The 15,522-nt window shown below is 66.2% G+C and carries 14 protein-coding genes; 5 read left to right on the plus strand and 9 right to left on the minus strand.

Annotated elements, in window-relative coordinates:
- A partial coding sequence (locus JOZ00_RS16995; RefSeq protein WP_293345580.1) for a hypothetical protein occupies positions 1-436 on the plus strand: 436 nt, incomplete at its 5' end.
- Between the two features lie 12 nt (positions 437-448).
- Here JOZ00_RS16995 and JOZ00_RS17000 read toward each other — a convergent pair.
- The 4 genes from JOZ00_RS17000 to JOZ00_RS17015 all read right to left on the minus strand — a co-directional run bounded on the left by JOZ00_RS17000 (position 449) and on the right by JOZ00_RS17015 (position 4,915).
- Positions 449-1,186 carry a TIGR03943 family protein gene (locus JOZ00_RS17000; protein WP_293345582.1) on the minus strand — a complete coding sequence of 246 codons (738 nt, stop codon included), beginning with the start codon at positions 1,184-1,186 and terminating at the stop codon, positions 449-451.
- A gap of 3 nt (positions 1,187-1,189) precedes the next feature.
- The gene (locus JOZ00_RS17005; RefSeq protein WP_293345584.1) at positions 1,190-2,182 is read right to left on the minus strand and encodes a permease; all 993 of its coding nucleotides are present in this window, start codon (positions 2,180-2,182) and stop codon (positions 1,190-1,192) included.
- Positions 2,183-2,241: 59 nt separating this feature from the next.
- Positions 2,242-3,921 carry a PPE family protein gene (locus tag JOZ00_RS17010; protein WP_293345586.1) on the minus strand — a complete coding sequence of 560 codons (1,680 nt, stop codon included), beginning with the start codon at positions 3,919-3,921 and terminating at the stop codon, positions 2,242-2,244.
- A gap of 97 nt (positions 3,922-4,018) precedes the next feature.
- The gene (locus JOZ00_RS17015; protein WP_293345588.1) at positions 4,019-4,915 is read right to left on the minus strand and encodes an oxygenase MpaB family protein; all 897 of its coding nucleotides are present in this window, start codon (positions 4,913-4,915) and stop codon (positions 4,019-4,021) included.
- Between the two features lie 80 nt (positions 4,916-4,995).
- Between JOZ00_RS17015 and JOZ00_RS17020 the strand changes: the two genes are divergently transcribed.
- Positions 4,996-5,652, plus strand: coding sequence for a TetR/AcrR family transcriptional regulator (locus tag JOZ00_RS17020; RefSeq protein ID WP_293345590.1), 657 nt, complete (start codon positions 4,996-4,998; stop codon positions 5,650-5,652).
- On the opposite strand, the gene JOZ00_RS17025 is transcribed toward JOZ00_RS17020, so the two are convergent.
- The 4 genes from JOZ00_RS17025 to JOZ00_RS17040 form a co-directional block, all read right to left on the minus strand.
- A complete protein-coding gene (locus JOZ00_RS17025; RefSeq protein ID WP_293345592.1) occupies positions 5,583-6,962 on the minus strand; it encodes a hypothetical protein in 1,380 nt (459 codons plus the stop codon). The genes JOZ00_RS17020 and JOZ00_RS17025 overlap by 70 nt on opposite strands.
- A gap of 1 nt (position 6,963) precedes the next feature.
- Entirely contained in the window at positions 6,964-8,445 is a 1,482-nt protein-coding gene (locus tag JOZ00_RS17030; RefSeq protein WP_293345594.1) for a condensation domain-containing protein, read from the minus strand.
- A gap of 551 nt (positions 8,446-8,996) precedes the next feature.
- Positions 8,997-9,545, minus strand: coding sequence for a hypothetical protein (locus tag JOZ00_RS17035; RefSeq protein WP_293345596.1), 549 nt, complete (start codon positions 9,543-9,545; stop codon positions 8,997-8,999).
- A 36-nt stretch (positions 9,546-9,581) separates the two neighbouring features.
- The gene (locus tag JOZ00_RS17040) at positions 9,582-10,163 is read right to left on the minus strand and encodes a VOC family protein (RefSeq protein ID WP_293345606.1); all 582 of its coding nucleotides are present in this window, start codon (positions 10,161-10,163) and stop codon (positions 9,582-9,584) included.
- Positions 10,164-10,416: 253 nt separating this feature from the next.
- Here JOZ00_RS17040 and JOZ00_RS17045 point away from each other — a divergent pair, with 253 nt between their 5' ends.
- Genes JOZ00_RS17045 through JOZ00_RS17055 form a run of 3 tightly spaced genes read left to right on the plus strand, consistent with a single transcriptional unit; the run spans position 10,417 to position 14,784 of the window.
- The gene (locus JOZ00_RS17045; RefSeq protein WP_293345598.1) at positions 10,417-11,550 is read left to right on the plus strand and encodes an alpha/beta hydrolase; all 1,134 of its coding nucleotides are present in this window, start codon (positions 10,417-10,419) and stop codon (positions 11,548-11,550) included.
- Complete coding sequence (locus JOZ00_RS17050; RefSeq protein ID WP_293345600.1) at positions 11,526-12,509, plus strand: 2-hydroxyacid dehydrogenase; 984 nt, start codon at positions 11,526-11,528, stop codon at positions 12,507-12,509. The genes JOZ00_RS17045 and JOZ00_RS17050 overlap by 25 nt, the downstream gene beginning before the upstream one ends.
- A gap of 52 nt (positions 12,510-12,561) precedes the next feature.
- On the plus strand, positions 12,562-14,784 hold the full coding sequence (locus JOZ00_RS17055; protein ID WP_293345602.1) for an acyl-CoA dehydrogenase: 2,223 nt from the start codon (positions 12,562-12,564) through the stop codon (positions 14,782-14,784).
- 147 nt (positions 14,785-14,931) lie between these two features.
- Here the strand turns inward: JOZ00_RS17055 and JOZ00_RS17060 are convergent, their stop codons facing one another.
- Entirely contained in the window at positions 14,932-15,282 is a 351-nt protein-coding gene (locus JOZ00_RS17060) for a hypothetical protein (RefSeq protein WP_293345604.1), read from the minus strand.
- Positions 15,283-15,522: the final 240 nt, after the last annotated feature.

Consider the following 15,522-nt stretch of genomic DNA (forward strand, 5'->3'; position numbering starts at 1 on the left):
CGCGCGAAATGGCGCTGCTGCCCTATCCCGGACAGGGCACGTCGCGATGACCTCCGCGCAGCGCGGCACCGACCGCCCGTTCACCGTCATCGTCTGCGCCGCCTGTGCGGCCGACCGCAACCTTTCGGTGGTCGACGAACTCCGCCCCACCATCCGGCGCTGTCCGCACGGGATGCTCGTCTCCGCCGCATGCATGCTCGGGCCGGTCACCTGCGCGTCGCGTCCGACCGGGTGCGGTGTGATGGCCGTGGTCCAGCCCTGCACGAACGACCGGGTCGCCTGTGGACCGCCCTACTGGATCGGCCCCATCACCGACAACGGTCAGGCCGCGGCCCTGCGTGACTGGCTGGAGCAAGGGCAGTGGGAGGAAACTCCGGTTCCCAATCAGCTTGGCCGACATCAGCTCTGGACGCACGGGCGCAACCGCACCAACTAAACCGAAGGCCCGTCAGTGCGGGTAGTCGTACGGGTTGGCCGGGGCGTCGATGCGGGTCACCGCGGTCGCCTGCAACGTCGGGATCGCCGCTGAATTCGGTTGCCGCGGAGCCGGTATGACCTTGCCTTCGACCCGCAGCCAGGTGTTGTCCGGCAGCCCGGCGATGCCGTCGGCGGCCGGGCCACGCAGATGAATGCGGGCCAGCTGTGCGTCGGCGGCACAACAAATGATGACGATGCGTCCGAGGTCGACGCCCTGCGCTTCGTTGAGGACGAAGCCGGTCACCGTGATCGTTCGATTCGTCAATGAGCCGGTGGTGTCGTGCGCTTCGCGCATCAGCACCTCGGGCAGCGACACGTCGGGAGCCGGTCCGGGTGGCAGCGGCGGAAACGCCCGTTTCAGAACATCATTGGACACCGACGTCACGGACGGGGCGGCAGCCGAGGGCCGCAGCGCCGGTGGCGTGACGAAGATCAAGACCAGGACGGGGACGACAAGCAGCCACACGATGCCGGTCCGATGGGAGTGCACGTGGCCGTGCTCGTCGGTCCCGTGATCGTCTCGGGGCCCGCCGCGGCGCATGTCGCCGATGATCACCACCAGCGCCAGGCTGATGAGCAGCACGGCCGACACGATCAGCCACGGCAGCAGTCCGGGCTTGACGTAGCGGGTGAACGCGCCGGACACCGTGATCATGATCATGCTCACGCCGACCAGCAGCAGCACGGTGTTCTCGGTCTCGCGGGTCACCGGTCACCCACCCCCGAGAACCAGCAGGCCGACCACGCATGCGCTGGCCGTCGCGACCAAGAACGTGCAAGGGGCGAAGCGTGCGGCGAAGGCGCGGCCGAACAGGCCCGCCTGCATCGCGAAAAGCTTCACGTCGACGGCCGGGCCGACCACCAGGAACACCAGCCGCGGCAGCAGCGGCACCATCGTCATGCTGGCGGCCACGAACGCGTCCGCCTCCGAGCACAGGGCCAAAACCACCGCAAGCGAGGCCATCGCCAGCACTCCGAGGATCGGGTCCGCCGCCAGACGTTCGAACACCCAGGCCGGCACCACCACATGCAGCATTGCCGCCGCGGCGGCGCCCACCACCAAATAGGACGCGGCTTGCAGGAAGTCATGGCGGGCCGCCTCCGCGAACACCTGCCACCGTGATTCGGTCGCCGCACTCGCCGTGGGCAGCCGGCGGGTGATCCACTCCGGCCGGCCCCAGCGGGCCCACGCCCAGCCCATGATCACGGCGGTCAGCAGCGACGCGCCCAGCCGCCCGACCACCATCATCGGCGCGCCGGGAAACGCCACCGCGGTGGCTACCAGAACCACCGGATTGATCGCCGGCGCGGCAAGCATGAACGCCAGAGCAGCCGCGCCCGTCGCGCCCCCCTCGCCGAACAATCGCCGCGCCATGGGCACCGACCCGCATTCGCAGCCCGGCAATGCCGCTCCGCCCACTCCGGCGGCCAGCACCGCCACCGCAGGCCGGCGCGGCAACCAGCGCGCCAGCCGCTCCGGTGAGACGAACGCCGCAATCAGCCCGCTGACCACGACTCCGAGAACAAGGAATGGCACCGCCTGCACGAAGACCCCGCAGAACACAGTTCCGACCGTCGAAAGGGCCTCGCTGCTCAGCACCTTCTTGCGCAGCAGCGTCGCCGAAAACGCGCATGCCAACAGGATTCCTATCAGCACTTCCATCGACCCGAGCCGTAGCCGGCGCGCAGACCTCAGCATCGCCACCGTGCCATTATGCTCAGCGCGCGGGCAGACCGACGGAGCCTGCGAGTGGTGTTGCCTGGCTAGTCGTCCCGCCGGTCGCCGTCGTTCTCGGTGTCCCAGGTACCCGGAACCATCGGAATTCTCGGGCAGCCACTGAATTCATCGCCGGCCAGCGTGGCCAGGCCGGTCGCCCCGGCGGCCGCCTCTTTGCGTGCCGTGCCACCGAAGCCGAGCGTGCCCGCGCCCTGTGCCGAGGCGAGCGTCGGCGGATCATCCGCCGATCCCCAGTCGGGATCGACGTCGATGTTCATGTCCATGTATTCGTCGCCGTATGCGTGCTGCCGCTGCCGCCGGCGCCGACGCTCCCGCGCCGCTTCCTTCGTCGACGCCGCGGTCGCCGCGGCGGCGGCATCGGGTTCGGGCGACTTCCTTTTCGCGCCGGAACCGGCGCTGGTACTCATCCGTGGGGTGAGACCGACGGGCGGACCGACCAGGTAGGGCGGTCCGAAGCTCGGCGGACCGGGTGCGGCCGGAGGCGTCGAAGGCGGCACGGAATTCACGACAGTGCTGGGTGTGGGAGTGGGCGCCGGTGCGGGTGCCGAGGCAGGGGTCGTGACGGGCGCGGCCAGGGGTGTCGGCCCGAGCAGTGGTAGCGCCGCGGGCAACGGGGCGGGCAGCACGGGCGGCGGTACGGGCAACTCTGCGGGAGGTATGCCGGCCAACCCGGCCAGGCCCGCGAAGGCACTCACGGCGCCGAAGGGGGCCGTCACCAACAGGACCGCAGGCACCACCAACTCCGGCTGGGTTGCTATGAAAGGAATGATTTCTTCTATGTGCAACGGCCAATCGAACAGCTCGAGGCTGATCAGGTACTGGATCGCAAGTATCGGATTGTGCGCCAGGTAGTAGAAAAACTGTTGGAAGTCTTCGAGGAGTTCGAGGGCCCGGGCAAGCCAGAATATCCCCGTGAATGGGTTGGTATACGAGTCGTAGTCGAACCCGTTCAGCGTGCCCTCGGCAGGCTTCCAGATGAACCCGAACTTCTGCAGCAGATTCGCAATCGCATCATCGAAGGCGTTGTCGATCGTCGGGTCATGCGCGACCGTCTCATTCCCGATACCAAGCTCTTTCAGGATGTTTCGCAGCCACTGCGGGAGGTTCAGCGGGTTGTCGCCGTTTAAGGTGCTAGGGGGTTGATTCGGCGGGGAGTCGTTCGCATCGGATTTCACGATCGTCGGCGCCGGATCGGCCGGGGGTGTGGCAGCCAGCGCCGCGGTGGAGGCGGTTTGATATGCGGTCATCGTGCCGGCGGCCTGAGCCCACATCCGCGCATAGTCGGCTTCGTTGACCGCGATCGGAATCGTGTTGATACCAAAGAAATTCGTGGCCAGCAGGGCGCCGTGGACGACGTGGTTGGTGCCCAGCTCGGGCAGCGTCGGCATGGCCGCCAGCGCGGCGGTGTAGGCCGCTGCCGCGGCCTCGTGCTGGACGGCCGCCGCGGCGGCATTGGTGCTGGCGCGCGTCAGCCACAGCAGGTACGGCAGGTTGGCGGCGACATAGGATTCCGAGCTCGGCCCTTCCCACGCCCCGGCCTGCACCTCGGCCAGTATCGCGCTGAGTTGCTCGGCCGTTGAAGCGTATTCGGCGCTCAACGAATTCCACACCCCGGCCGCGGCCAGCAACGATCCCGGTCCCGGGCCGCTGCTGAGCAACGCCGAATGGACTTCCGGTGGTGAGGCCATCCAGATGGGGGCCGTCATAGGTACTCCTCAGGCTGGAAGGCTTACCAGACTGAAGGGAGCTTAATGAATATGATTGTCGTTATCAACTGGAGGCTGGCCGAGCGCCTCCCCAGCGCTAGACCAGCGGGCGCCCCGTTCTGATCCGGCGGTCGACGTCCCACAGCAGGACGTTGAACGGGAATCGCCTGATGAACTCCGGCAGCATCCGGTTCACCGCGCGCAGCACAGTCGTCAGCCGGTCGAACCGGCGCTGCTTGACGGCGTCCCACGGCAACCGCATCTCATCGCGGAACTGCTGCGGCAAGAAGCCGGTGGTGATCAACAGCCCGAAGCTGTCCAACGCGCGCTGCAGTCGTTGCGGCAGCGCCACCCCCCTGACCCGTCCCGCGGCGATCGGGTACAGGTAGTCACGCACGGCGTCGTCGATATGCACCTTGGCCAGCGACTCCTGCCAGTACCGGTCGAAGGCCGCGCGGTCCGCCGGCCACATCTCGGGCGGCACCTGCAACGTGGTGGCCAGCGTCATGCCGTCGCGGTAATGGCGGTCGGCGTCTTCGTCCTCCAGCTCACCGATGAAGGTGCGGTAGATGTCGACCCCGCCCTTGTACAGGCAGGCTCCCACCCACAGCTGCAGGTCGACGTCAAAGGCGTTGTAGGACACCGGGCTTTCGGGCGTCGAATAGACCTGCGCGTGCGCCCGGTTCACCGCCCGGCGAAAGGCGTCCTTCTGCGCGTCATTGCCCGCGACCGCCACCGCGAGATAGGTGAAGGTCGTACGCGCCCGCTTGATCGGGTGCAGGTCCACCCGGCCGCTCTCGACGCGGCTCTCCATCACCCCGTATCCGACACCGGGCCGGGCCAGCTGCATGATCACGTTAGCCGGGCCGGCCAGCAGCGTGACGCCCATCATCGCCTCGTCGATGCCCAGCGCGCGTCGGCGCCGGCCGCGCTGTGAACGGGGAGGATCCGAGACCGCCCGCTCGACGTGCCGAATCGGCTCGTGCGCCACCATCTACAGACCTCCCCGGCGTCATCGCCAAATGTGAGAACGAGTGTTTCCTGATATTGTCTCCGTCTCGTCCCGGTGTCAAGATGGTGGGCATGAACGAGCCGTCCAGCACGCGGCCCTACCGCGGGGTCGAGGCCGCTGAACGTTTGGCCACCCGCCGCAACCAGTTGCTGGCCGCGGGCCTCGACCTGCTCGGCGCCGAGCGGCCGGACGTCACGGCGGTCACCGTCCGCGGCGCATGCCGCCGAGCCGGCCTGGCTGCTCGCTACTTCTATGAAAGTTTCGCCGACAAGGACGAATTTGTTGCCTGCGTGTTCGACTGGGTCGTCGCCGAGCTCGCCGCCACCACGCAGGCGGCGGTGGCTGCGGTGCCGGCCACCGAACAGACCCGCGCCGGCATGGCCAATATCGTGCGGACCATCGCCGACGACGCCCGCGTGGGCCGCCTGTTGTTCAGCACGCAACTGGCCGACCCCGTGATCGTGCGCAAACGCGCCGAATCCAGCGCACTGTTCGCCATGCTGTACGGCCAGCATGCTGGCGACGCGCTACGGGTCCCGGCAAACGACCGCGTCAGGGCCGGCGCGCACTTCGCCGTCGGCGGCGTCGCACAGACGATCACCGCATGGCTGGCCGGCGACGTCCGGCTCGAACCGGACCAACTCGTCGCTCAGCTCGCATCGCTGCTCGACGAACTCACCGAGCCGAACCTGTATCGACTCACGGATTCCAGCGCTTGAGCGGTCAACGCGAAATCGCTCAGTACGCTCGAAATATGCTGCCGCAGCACCTCATTCGAATTCTGGCGGCCCGGCTCATAGCCAAGGACCGAAAGGAAGACTTGTCCGCGCATTCTTCCCGACAATAACGCCAGCACTCCGTTGGTGCGCTGCATCGTCGTATCGGTCACGCCAGGGTACAGAGACTTTATGGCAAAGTAGTCGGCGTCGGTGCCATCCGGCCGATTGGCGGCTGGGTTAACCGCCCCGAGGTTGGACGACACCACAGCTTTCGCACTGCCGGTGGCCACGCCGATCATCCGCTTGAAGAGCCGCTTTGGCACCAACGGAACAAGGGGTAGCAATGCCCACCGCTCGTCGGGCACATCCTGATGGCGCAGCAGCGCTTGCTTGATTGCGGCGCGGATCTCACGCAGATCCGTCTTGGGTGCGGGATCCAGCGTGACGTCGACGTTCGTGACCGCGTTGGCGCGAGTATCGCCTGGGGTGCGCTCGTTGAAAGGCATCCCGATGGCGACCGAGCCGTCCGCGGCGACCCGTCCCACCCGCTGCGCGAGGCGGGCTGCCAACCCCGCGAGCAATGCATTGCTGGTCCCGCCGAGGGCGCTCGCGCGGGCATCCCATTCGTCGGCGTTGAGGAACAGGGTTGCCATCGGCAGAGTGATGCGCTGGCCCGATCCGGCGGGTCGCGTTTTGGGTACGGGTGCCGCGGATCGGGCACCACCGCGGCCACGCCGGGCCAATCGTGTCGCCGCGACGATGGCTCGGCCGATATCTGCTGTGTCACGGACAGTTTGGCGTGCGTCCTCGCGCAGCGCCCGCCATCGCCGCCGTGAGGCCGCAGCAGGCCAGCTGATCGCGTCGTCGCGCCCGGAAGCCGCATCTGCCAACGCCTCGCACAGCCCGACTCCGTCGGTGAGGCAATGGGTGATGACCAAACTCACTGCGGCGCCGCCGTCCGCGAACGGCAGCACCGCAAGATGCCATCCGGGGCCCCGCTCGGCATCCGGTCGCCTATTCGCCTGTTCACTGCACCAGGCGTCGAATTCATCGCGCGGTCGCCGCGGCGCGACGATCTCGAGGTCGGGCTGCTCGCCGGGCGATACCCAGCGATGGCGGCCGAACGGCAACGGGGACCGTTCGATGCGACGGGATAACCACCCGCGTCCAAGATGATGATGAAACCTTCGCAGACCGTCGATGTCAACGGCGTTGTCGTACACCCAGATACATTGCAGCAGGCTGGTGGTCCCCGTCGCGCGCTCGCCGAGAAAGAGCGTCTGGTCGGCCAGATCTAGCACATTGCTCACGCTAAGCCGCCTCGTCGTCGTCTTCCTGCGCGGCAAGAGCGCACGGCTCGTCCGGCTTCCCTTGGGCCGCAGCCACACCCGAATCGGCGGAGGTGTTCTTGACGACGCGTGCGAACACCTCGACCAATGTCGCGATGTAGCGTCGCACCGACTCACGCGCTATCGCATTATCCGGGAAGGAAATCGTCACGGTGGTGTTCGCGGCTTGCCGATTGATCCACATGTTGATCCCGCCGGCCGACAGATTGTCGCCGTAGGTGCCCCAATTCAGCTCCGCCCACAACCCGGCGAGCGGGATCTTCCGGAAATCAAGAAAGGACACCATCATTGGAAGACACGTTGGCGGCTTGATCCCCAATCGATCCGGTGGCGCCAACTCGAGGACGCGCTCAACGGGCACATCGGCTAGGTACTTGGCGGCGTCGAACGACTCCTGAGCTGCCCGCGCCACCTCGGCGAAAGAGTAGTTGGCGGTCGGCACGGTGACCGGAATCAGGCTCGCGAACCAACCCACCGTCAGCGTGTCAACACCCGGCGTGCGGGTGTCCCTGGCCGCGAATCCACGGTAGACCTCGCTGCCGGTCAATTCATGCTGGGTCAAAGCGGTGCACGCCAAAACTCCCCCGATGAACCGCGCGCCGGCCGAACCGCAGTTGGCGTCGAAAGACTCCGTGCCGGAAGCGTCCAACAACTCGACCGTCAATAAGTCGCCCTTGCTGCTGGCCCACGTGTCACCAAGCGGCAGTGGGAAACTCGGCCATTCACCGTCGGCGTCGCGGGCGAACGCGATCCAGTCCTTGACCTCAGGAGATGACAACGTCAAGCCCGCCGCCTTCTCACGCTGCCGCACGACGTAGTCGCCATAACTGCCGACCTGGGGAAGCGGTGGAGGCTGGTCTCGATTCATGCCCTGGGACAGTTCTTGATACATCAGGTGGATGTCGAGAAAGATGGCACCGGCGGACAAGCCGTCGATGTGCAGGTGGTCGGCACTGGCGTAGAAACTGAAATACTCGGCGTGCTGGACGACACCGAACGTGAGGCAACCCCATTCGAGCGTCCCCGGGGTCGTCGTCAAGACATGTGCGCGTATTTCATCGGCATTCATATTTCCGAACGCCACCGGATCGAAGTCGATGACCTCGGGACTGTCGATCACCCGACGCACGATGGCGCCGTCCTCGAATTCGAACCAACTGTGGTATGTGTCGTGACGACGGACATGCGTATTGATCGCCGCGGTCATCGCGGGAATGTCACACGTGCCGGGTATGTTCCACGCGACGACCATCAGCCGCGGCAGTTCCCTGTTCATGGCTCTACCGTGGTAGGCCGTCCAAAGGTGTTGAGCCTGCTGATAACTCGGAGCTGTATTACTCCGCCGCGCAGAGCGGGCCGCTTCATACGACGCAGGTGCTGCCATCCACGTGGTGACCGGACCATGCGGTGGTTGCCATTCCTTGATGTTCCCGAGCGTGACCATTTTCTTAAGTCCTCGTCTCCCGATTTCGAAGTAACGTAGACGGCTGGGGTGGCAAAAGGGCACGCGCGCAGGACTTTTCGCGCAGCACGAATTCCCCTTACGCTGAAAAAATCTTGCGACGTACTCCCGGTGAGCCGGGACCCCAACCTATGGCGTCTCTTTGCATCCCCTGTGAACGCCGCCGTAGACGCTAGTCGACGAAAGTGGCAAAGGCAACACTTCCGCAATTCTGTCTCATTCGCGGTACGAACAAGAGCTATTGTCGAATTTGCTGTCTAGGCCCCGGAACTCGCGATAGCGGGCGGCGATCAGTTAGCTTCGCTCAAGCATTCCAGCGCTTGAGCAGTGAGCGAGAAGTCGCCTAGTTCACCCGAAACGCTCTGTCGTAATTCGTCATTCGAGTTGGTCCAGCCGGCCTGATAAGCGCGCACCGTGACGAAGACGTCGTTCATCCTTTAGTACGGGGAAATGGATGCGGGGATTCGTCGCAGCTGACTTTCCCGCACGCGCAAGACTCGCGATAGAGCTCGCGAGCCCAAATCCATACCGAATCAAGGGAAAAGCGGCAGATGCCATAACCGCATCCCCGGGTCGAGCAGCCACAACCGCATAAGCGTGAGCCGCATCAGGCGCTGCGCGCTGAAGATCATGAAGAACGCCAACGGCAGCTCGATCAGCAGCGCGGTGACGATCGACAGCCAGATGTCCCTGGGTCCTGCGGTCATCAGGTCGAACCACGCGTCGCAGATCAGTAGGACACCCGTCGTGAACGCCGAGATCACCAACAGCTGACGGCGCAGGTATCCGAGCACCGCCGTGGTCAGCATGAAGAAGACCAGCAGGATGTCGAACCCGATCCAGGTGACCGGCCAGTTATGGGCGACGTATTTATCCGGCAACGTCGTACCCAGATATCCCAGCCACGGAATCATTGCCATCGACCCCCCGACCATGAGCCCCAGCCGGATGCGGCGCACGCGGGCCAGGAACGCCGGGTCGATCATGTCACTCAGCGGCTGCTCCAGCCTGGAGATGAGGTCGCGCCGTTGCTCGGGCGACAACTCCGCGATCTGCGCGTCAGTCAGAATGCCGTCGGTCATGAAGAGCATCCTCCGGCTCGGAGACGGTTTCGCCGATCAGCGGCCGGCACCTACCGGGGGGCGGCGGTCCGCTGCGGTCTTGGGTGTGGTCTGTGCGTCGCCGGCATCGAATTCCTTGACCCAGCACGCAAATTCGAGTGTGATCCCGTCGGGATCCTGGAAGTAGAACGAGCGCACGTAGACCCCGGGATGCACCGTCGCGGACACCTGCATCGGGCTCTCATCGTGGTTGAGCACCGGCCCCACCCGCACACCTTTGTCCTTGAGCCGTTGCCGGTAGGCGTCGAACTTCTCGGCCGGTACATGAAACGCCAGGTGGTTCATTGTGCTCACCGCGCTGGTGATGTCGCCGATGCCGGGGATCGCACCCGGTGACGAGATGCCCGGCACCCGGTCGGGGGCGTCGGCGAACCAAAAGAAGGCCACGCAATCGCCGTTGCCGGCGTCGAAGAAGAAGTGCTGGCCCTGACCGCCGGGCAGGTCCAGCGACTTGATCAGCGGCATGCCGAGGATGTTGGCGTAGAAGTCGACAGTGCGGGCCATGTCCGAGCACACCAGGGCGACGTGGTTGATGCCGCCGAGTTCGAATTCGGTATTGGTGTTGTCCGGCTTGATCATCGTGCGGCTCCCCTCGGTGCGCGGCTTGAAGACCTGGCCAAGATGCAAATCTGAATCTAACATCAGCTTCAGTTTTGGCCCAGGAGGTGCGTCAGATGTCGACCTCGCCAGCGGCGGACTGCCGTCGCAGCCGGTTGGCTGACCTTCCCACAGATCGCTGCGCGCGGGTGCGGGCCGCCCGGGGCCGTGCTCAGTCGAAATACGCTGTTTATCAACTCCTTTCAGCCAGCTCCGTGTCAGGAGGGCCGCTGAATTGAGTCGTCATACCGGCGCCGCGGGGGTTGTCCAGGAGTTTGTCGGGCTGCCTTCCCGCACGGCCGGTCGCGCCGGTGCGGGCGGGCACCCATGCCAGGGGCTGTATCACCGTGGAGTGGGACGCAAGCCCAAGGTCGCGATGATTGCGACGCACTATCAGATCGACTTCTCCGAGCACTACCTCGCCGACTACATGGCCACCCGCGGCATCGGGTTTCTCGGCTGGAACACCAGGTTCCGCGGCTTCGAAAGCAGCTTCCTGCTCGACCACGCGCTGGTCGACGTCGGCGTCGGGGTCAGCTGGCTGCGCGAGGTCCAGGGAGTGGAAACCGTTGTGCTCCTGGGTAACTCGGGCGGCGGCTCGCTGATGGCCGCCTATCAGTCACAGGCCGTGGAGCCGAACGTGACGCCGCTCGACGGCATGCGGCCGGCGGCCGGACTGACCGAGTTGCCCCCCGCCGACGGCTACGTCGCCACCGCCGCCCACCCCGGGCGCCCGGACGTGCTGACGGCTTGGATGGATGGCGCCGTCGTCGACGAAAACGACCCCGTCGCGACCGACGCCGACCTGGACCTGTTCAGCGAAAGCAATGGCCCGCCCTACCCGCCGGACTTTCTGACCCAGTACCGCCGCGCACAGACCGCGCGCAACCACGCCATCACAGACTGGGCCGAGAAAGAACTCAAACGTGTTCGGGCGGCAGGCTTTTCCGATCGGCCGTTCACGGTGATGCGGACCTGGGCGGATCCCCGCATGGTCGATCCCACCCTCGAGCCGACCAAGCGGCAACCCAACATGTGCTACGCCGGCGTCCCGGCCAAGGCCAATCGCTCGGCCCACGGCATCGCCGCGTCGTGCACCCTGCGCAACTGGCTGAACATGTGGAGCCTGCGAGTTTCGCAGACCCGGGCCGAACCGCACCTGGCCCGCATCAGCACCCCCGCCCTGGTAATCAACGCGGAGGCCGATACCGGGGTCTTCCCTTCCGACGCCCAACGCGTCTACCAGGCGCTGGCCGGCACCGACAAGACAAAGGCTTCGATAGACAGCGATCACTACTTCACCACCCCGGGCGCGCGCAGCGAGCAGGCGGACATAATTGCTAAGTGGATTCACAAGCGGTGGCGCTAAGGGTTCTTGCTCACTTCGTTCCCGGCGCGAAAGTGCTCGATTTTCTTGCCCGCGAGGCCGATTGGCTCGACATCCGATGGTGCGCCGATGATGACGACGCCAGTTTCTATCGGGAGTTGCCGGAGGCCGACGTGATCTGGCATGTGCTGCGGCCGCTGTCGGGTGACGACCTGCGGCGCGGTACGCGGCTGCGGGTGGTGCACAAGCTCGGGGCCGGGGTGAACACCATCGACGTTGAGGCCGCGTCCGAGCAAGGCATCGCCGTCGCCAACATGCCCGGCGCCAACGCACCGTCGGTGGCCGAGGGCACGGTGCTGCTGATGCTGGCCGCGCTGCGCCGGCTGCCGGAACTCGATCGCGCCATCCGGGCGGGCGACGGCTGGCCCTCGGACCCGGAACTGGGCGAGACGGTGCGCGATATCGGCGGGTGCACCGTCGGCTTGGTCGGCTACGGCAACATCGCCAAACGCGTGGGCGAGATCGTCGCGGCGATGGGCGCGACCGTGCTGCACACCAGCACCCGCAACGACGGGCGACCCGGCTGGCGCCCGCTGCCGGATTTGTTGGCGGCCAGCGACATCGTGTCGCTGCATCTGCCGTTGACGACGCAGACCCATCATCTGCTCGGGCGCGACACGCTGTCCCGGATGAAACCGAATGCGGTGCTGGTCAATACGTCACGCGGCGCCGTCGTCGACGAACAGGCACTTGTCGAGGCGCTGCGCGGCGGGCGGTTGGCCGCCGCGGGGCTGGACGTCTTCGAGGCCGAGCCGGTGGCGCCGGACAACCCGCTGCTGGGTCTGCCGAACGTGGTACTGACCCCGCATGTCACTTGGTACACCGCCGACACGATGCGGCGGTATCTGGTCGAGGCGGTCGCCAACTGTCGCCGCCTGCGCGACGGCGAGCCGCTGGCACACGTCGTAACACCCATAGTCAACCAACCGACCGGTTGTTAGCTTTAAAGGTGCTTCGCCCTTAGGCAGCCCGGAAATCATGGGAAGGCGACCAATGCCGATCGCTATCAGTCCTGAGCATCAAGAGCTGGCCGATTCAGTGCGGTCGTTGGTCGCGCGCATCGCGCCGTCGGAGGCATTGCACGCGGCCCTGGACAAGACCCTGGAAACGGGGTCGGTGAGTCCGATCGAGAATCCGCCGTCCTATTGGCAGGTGGCGGCCGAGCAGGGGCTGCAGGGCGTGCACCTCGACGAGTCCGTGGGCGGACAAGGGTTCGGCATTCTCGAACTGGCCATCGTGCTGGCCGAGTTCGGCTACGGCGCGGTGCCCGGGCCGTTCGCACCCTCGGCCATCGCAAGCGCGTTGATCAGCGCACACGACGCACAGGCCAAAGTCCTTGCCGAGCTGGCGTCCGGCGCGGCGATCGCCGCCTACGCCCTCGACTCCGGGCTCACCGCCACCCGGCACAACGACACCCTGGTCATTCGGGGCGAGGTCCGCGCGGTGCCGGCGGCGGCACAGGCGTCGCTGCTGGTGCTGCCCGTCGCGATCGACAGCGGCGAGGAGTGGGTGGTGCTGCGCGCCGAGCAGCTCGAGATCGAGCCGGTGAAAAGCCTGGACCCGCTGCGCCCGATCGCGCACGTGCGGGCCAACGCCGTGGAGGTCGGCGATGACGCCGCGCTGAGCAACCTGAGCATGGCCACGGCGCACGCGCTCATGACGACGTTGCTGTCCGCAGAGGCGATCGGGGTGGCCCGCTGGGCCACCGACACAGCGTCGCAATACGCCAAGATCCGCGAGCAGTTCGGCAGGCCGATCGGCCAGTTCCAGGCCATCAAGCACAAGTGCGCAGAGATGATCGCCGACACCGAGCGGGCGACGGCCGCGGTGTGGGATGCCGCCCGCTCGATTGACGAAGCCCGCCAAAACGATTGGGACATAGCAAGTTCCAAGGTCGAGTTCGCCGCTGCGGTGGCGGCGACGCTGGCGCCGGCGGCGGCGCAGCGATGCGCACAGGACTGCATCCAGGTGCACGGTGGCATCGGCTACACCTGGGAGCACGACACCAACATCTACTATCGCCGGGCGCTGATACTGGCCGCTTCATTCGGCCGCGGTTCGGACTACCCGCAGAAAGTCGTGGACACCGCGACCACCACGGGCTTGCGCGCGGTGGACATCGACCTCGATCCCGACACCGAGAAGCTGCGTTCCGAAATCCGGGCCGAGGTCAGCGCGCTCAAGGACATCGAGCGCGAGCAGCGCAAGGTCGCGATTGCCGAGGGCGGCTGGGTGCTGCCCTACCTGCCGAAGCCGTGGGGTCGCGCCGCCGGCCCGATCGAGCAGATCATCATCGCCCAGGAGTTCACCGCCGGCCGGGTCAAGCGGCCCCAGACGGGCATCGCGACCTGGATCATCCCGTCGATCGTCGCGTTCGGGACCGACGAGCAGAAACAGCGGTTCCTGCCGCCGACCTTCCGGGGCGAGATGATCTGGTGCCAGTTGTTCTCCGAACCCGGCGCCGGATCGGACCTGGCCGGGCTGAGCACGAAGGCCACCCGGACCGACGGCGGCTGGCGCATCACCGGCCAGAAGATCTGGACCACCGCGGCGCAGTTCTCGCAGTGGGGTGCGCTGCTGGCCAGGACCGACCCGTCGGCGCCGAAACACAACGGGATCACGTATTTCCTGCTGGACATGAAGAGCGAAGGCGTCGAGGTGAAGCCGCTGCGCGAGCTCACCGGGAACGCGATGTTCAACACCGTCTACATCGACGACGTGTTCGTGCCCGACGACTGCGTGCTCGGTGAGGTGAACCGGGGCTGGGAGGTCAGCCGCAACACCTTGACCGCGGAGCGAGTGTCGATCGGCAGCAGCGAGGCGAATTTCCTGGCCACTTTGGGGCAGTTCGTCGAATTCGTGCGCGATGGGCAATTCGATCAGGTGGCCAAGCACCGCGCGGGCCAATTGATCGCCGAAGGCCATGCCGCCAAGGTGCTGAACCTGCGCTCCACCCTGTTGACGCTGGCGGGTGGCGACGCGATGCCGTCGGCGGCGATCTCCAAGCTGTTGTCGATGCGCACCGGACAGGGCTACGCCGAATTCGCGGAGTCCTCGTTCGGCACCGACGCCGCGATCGGCGACCCCGACCAGTTGCCCGGTAAGTGGGGCGAATTCCTGCTGGCAAGCCGCGCCACGACGATTTACGGTGGCACGTCCGAAGTGCAGCTGAACATCATCGCCGAGCGGCTACTGGGCCTGCCCCGCGACCCGTAATTCGCAGCACCGGGCCTGCTTTAAAAAGGGCCATGCCGGCCTGACGGGTAGTCAGGCCGGCATGGTTTCCCCCCAGTTGCGTGGGCCGACCAGCCTAAGGGTGGTTGCACGTCGGACTGGCCGGCTGCCACGCGGCGATGGTGTAAATCACCACCACCAGTTCCACCAGCGCCCGGGGCCACCCCAGAAGCCGCGGTCCCCCCACCAGCCGCCGCGACCCCAGCCCCCATGGCCTCCGCCACCGTGACCCCAACCGCGGTCGAAGCCGCCGTGGCCGCCCCAGCCACCGCCGCGACCCCAACCGCCACCGCCATGGCCGCCCCAGCCACCGCCGTGGCCGCCGCCGCCCCAACCGTGGCCACCGCCGCCGCCCGGGCGTTCGGGTAGCAAGCCGGGGCCGCCGTGCGGCCCGACGGTGTCAAAGCCGGTAACGGGAGCTGCGGGCGCCGGCGCGGCTTGCGCGACGGGAGCACCGCCGAAGAACAGCGCGCCAGCCACGGCGCCGGCACCTAGCGCACTTGCGGCCGCGCCGCGTAGTGATCGCGAGGAAATCATTTTCGGTCACTCCTTCAGAGGACATCGAACTGTTGCCAGCAACGTTACTTGGCCATTTCTCGGCAAACAATAGAGATTCGAGAAATTGTCCTGTGAACTGGATAACAAATTGGACAATCTAGGTACGCAGTAGCACCTCAATAATGGAAATAAGTATTTTATGCAATCCGCAGATTATCCAAT

This window comes from Mycobacterium sp. (assembly GCF_019243155.1).
In the GTDB taxonomy this organism is placed as follows: domain Bacteria; phylum Actinomycetota; class Actinomycetes; order Mycobacteriales; family Mycobacteriaceae; genus Mycobacterium.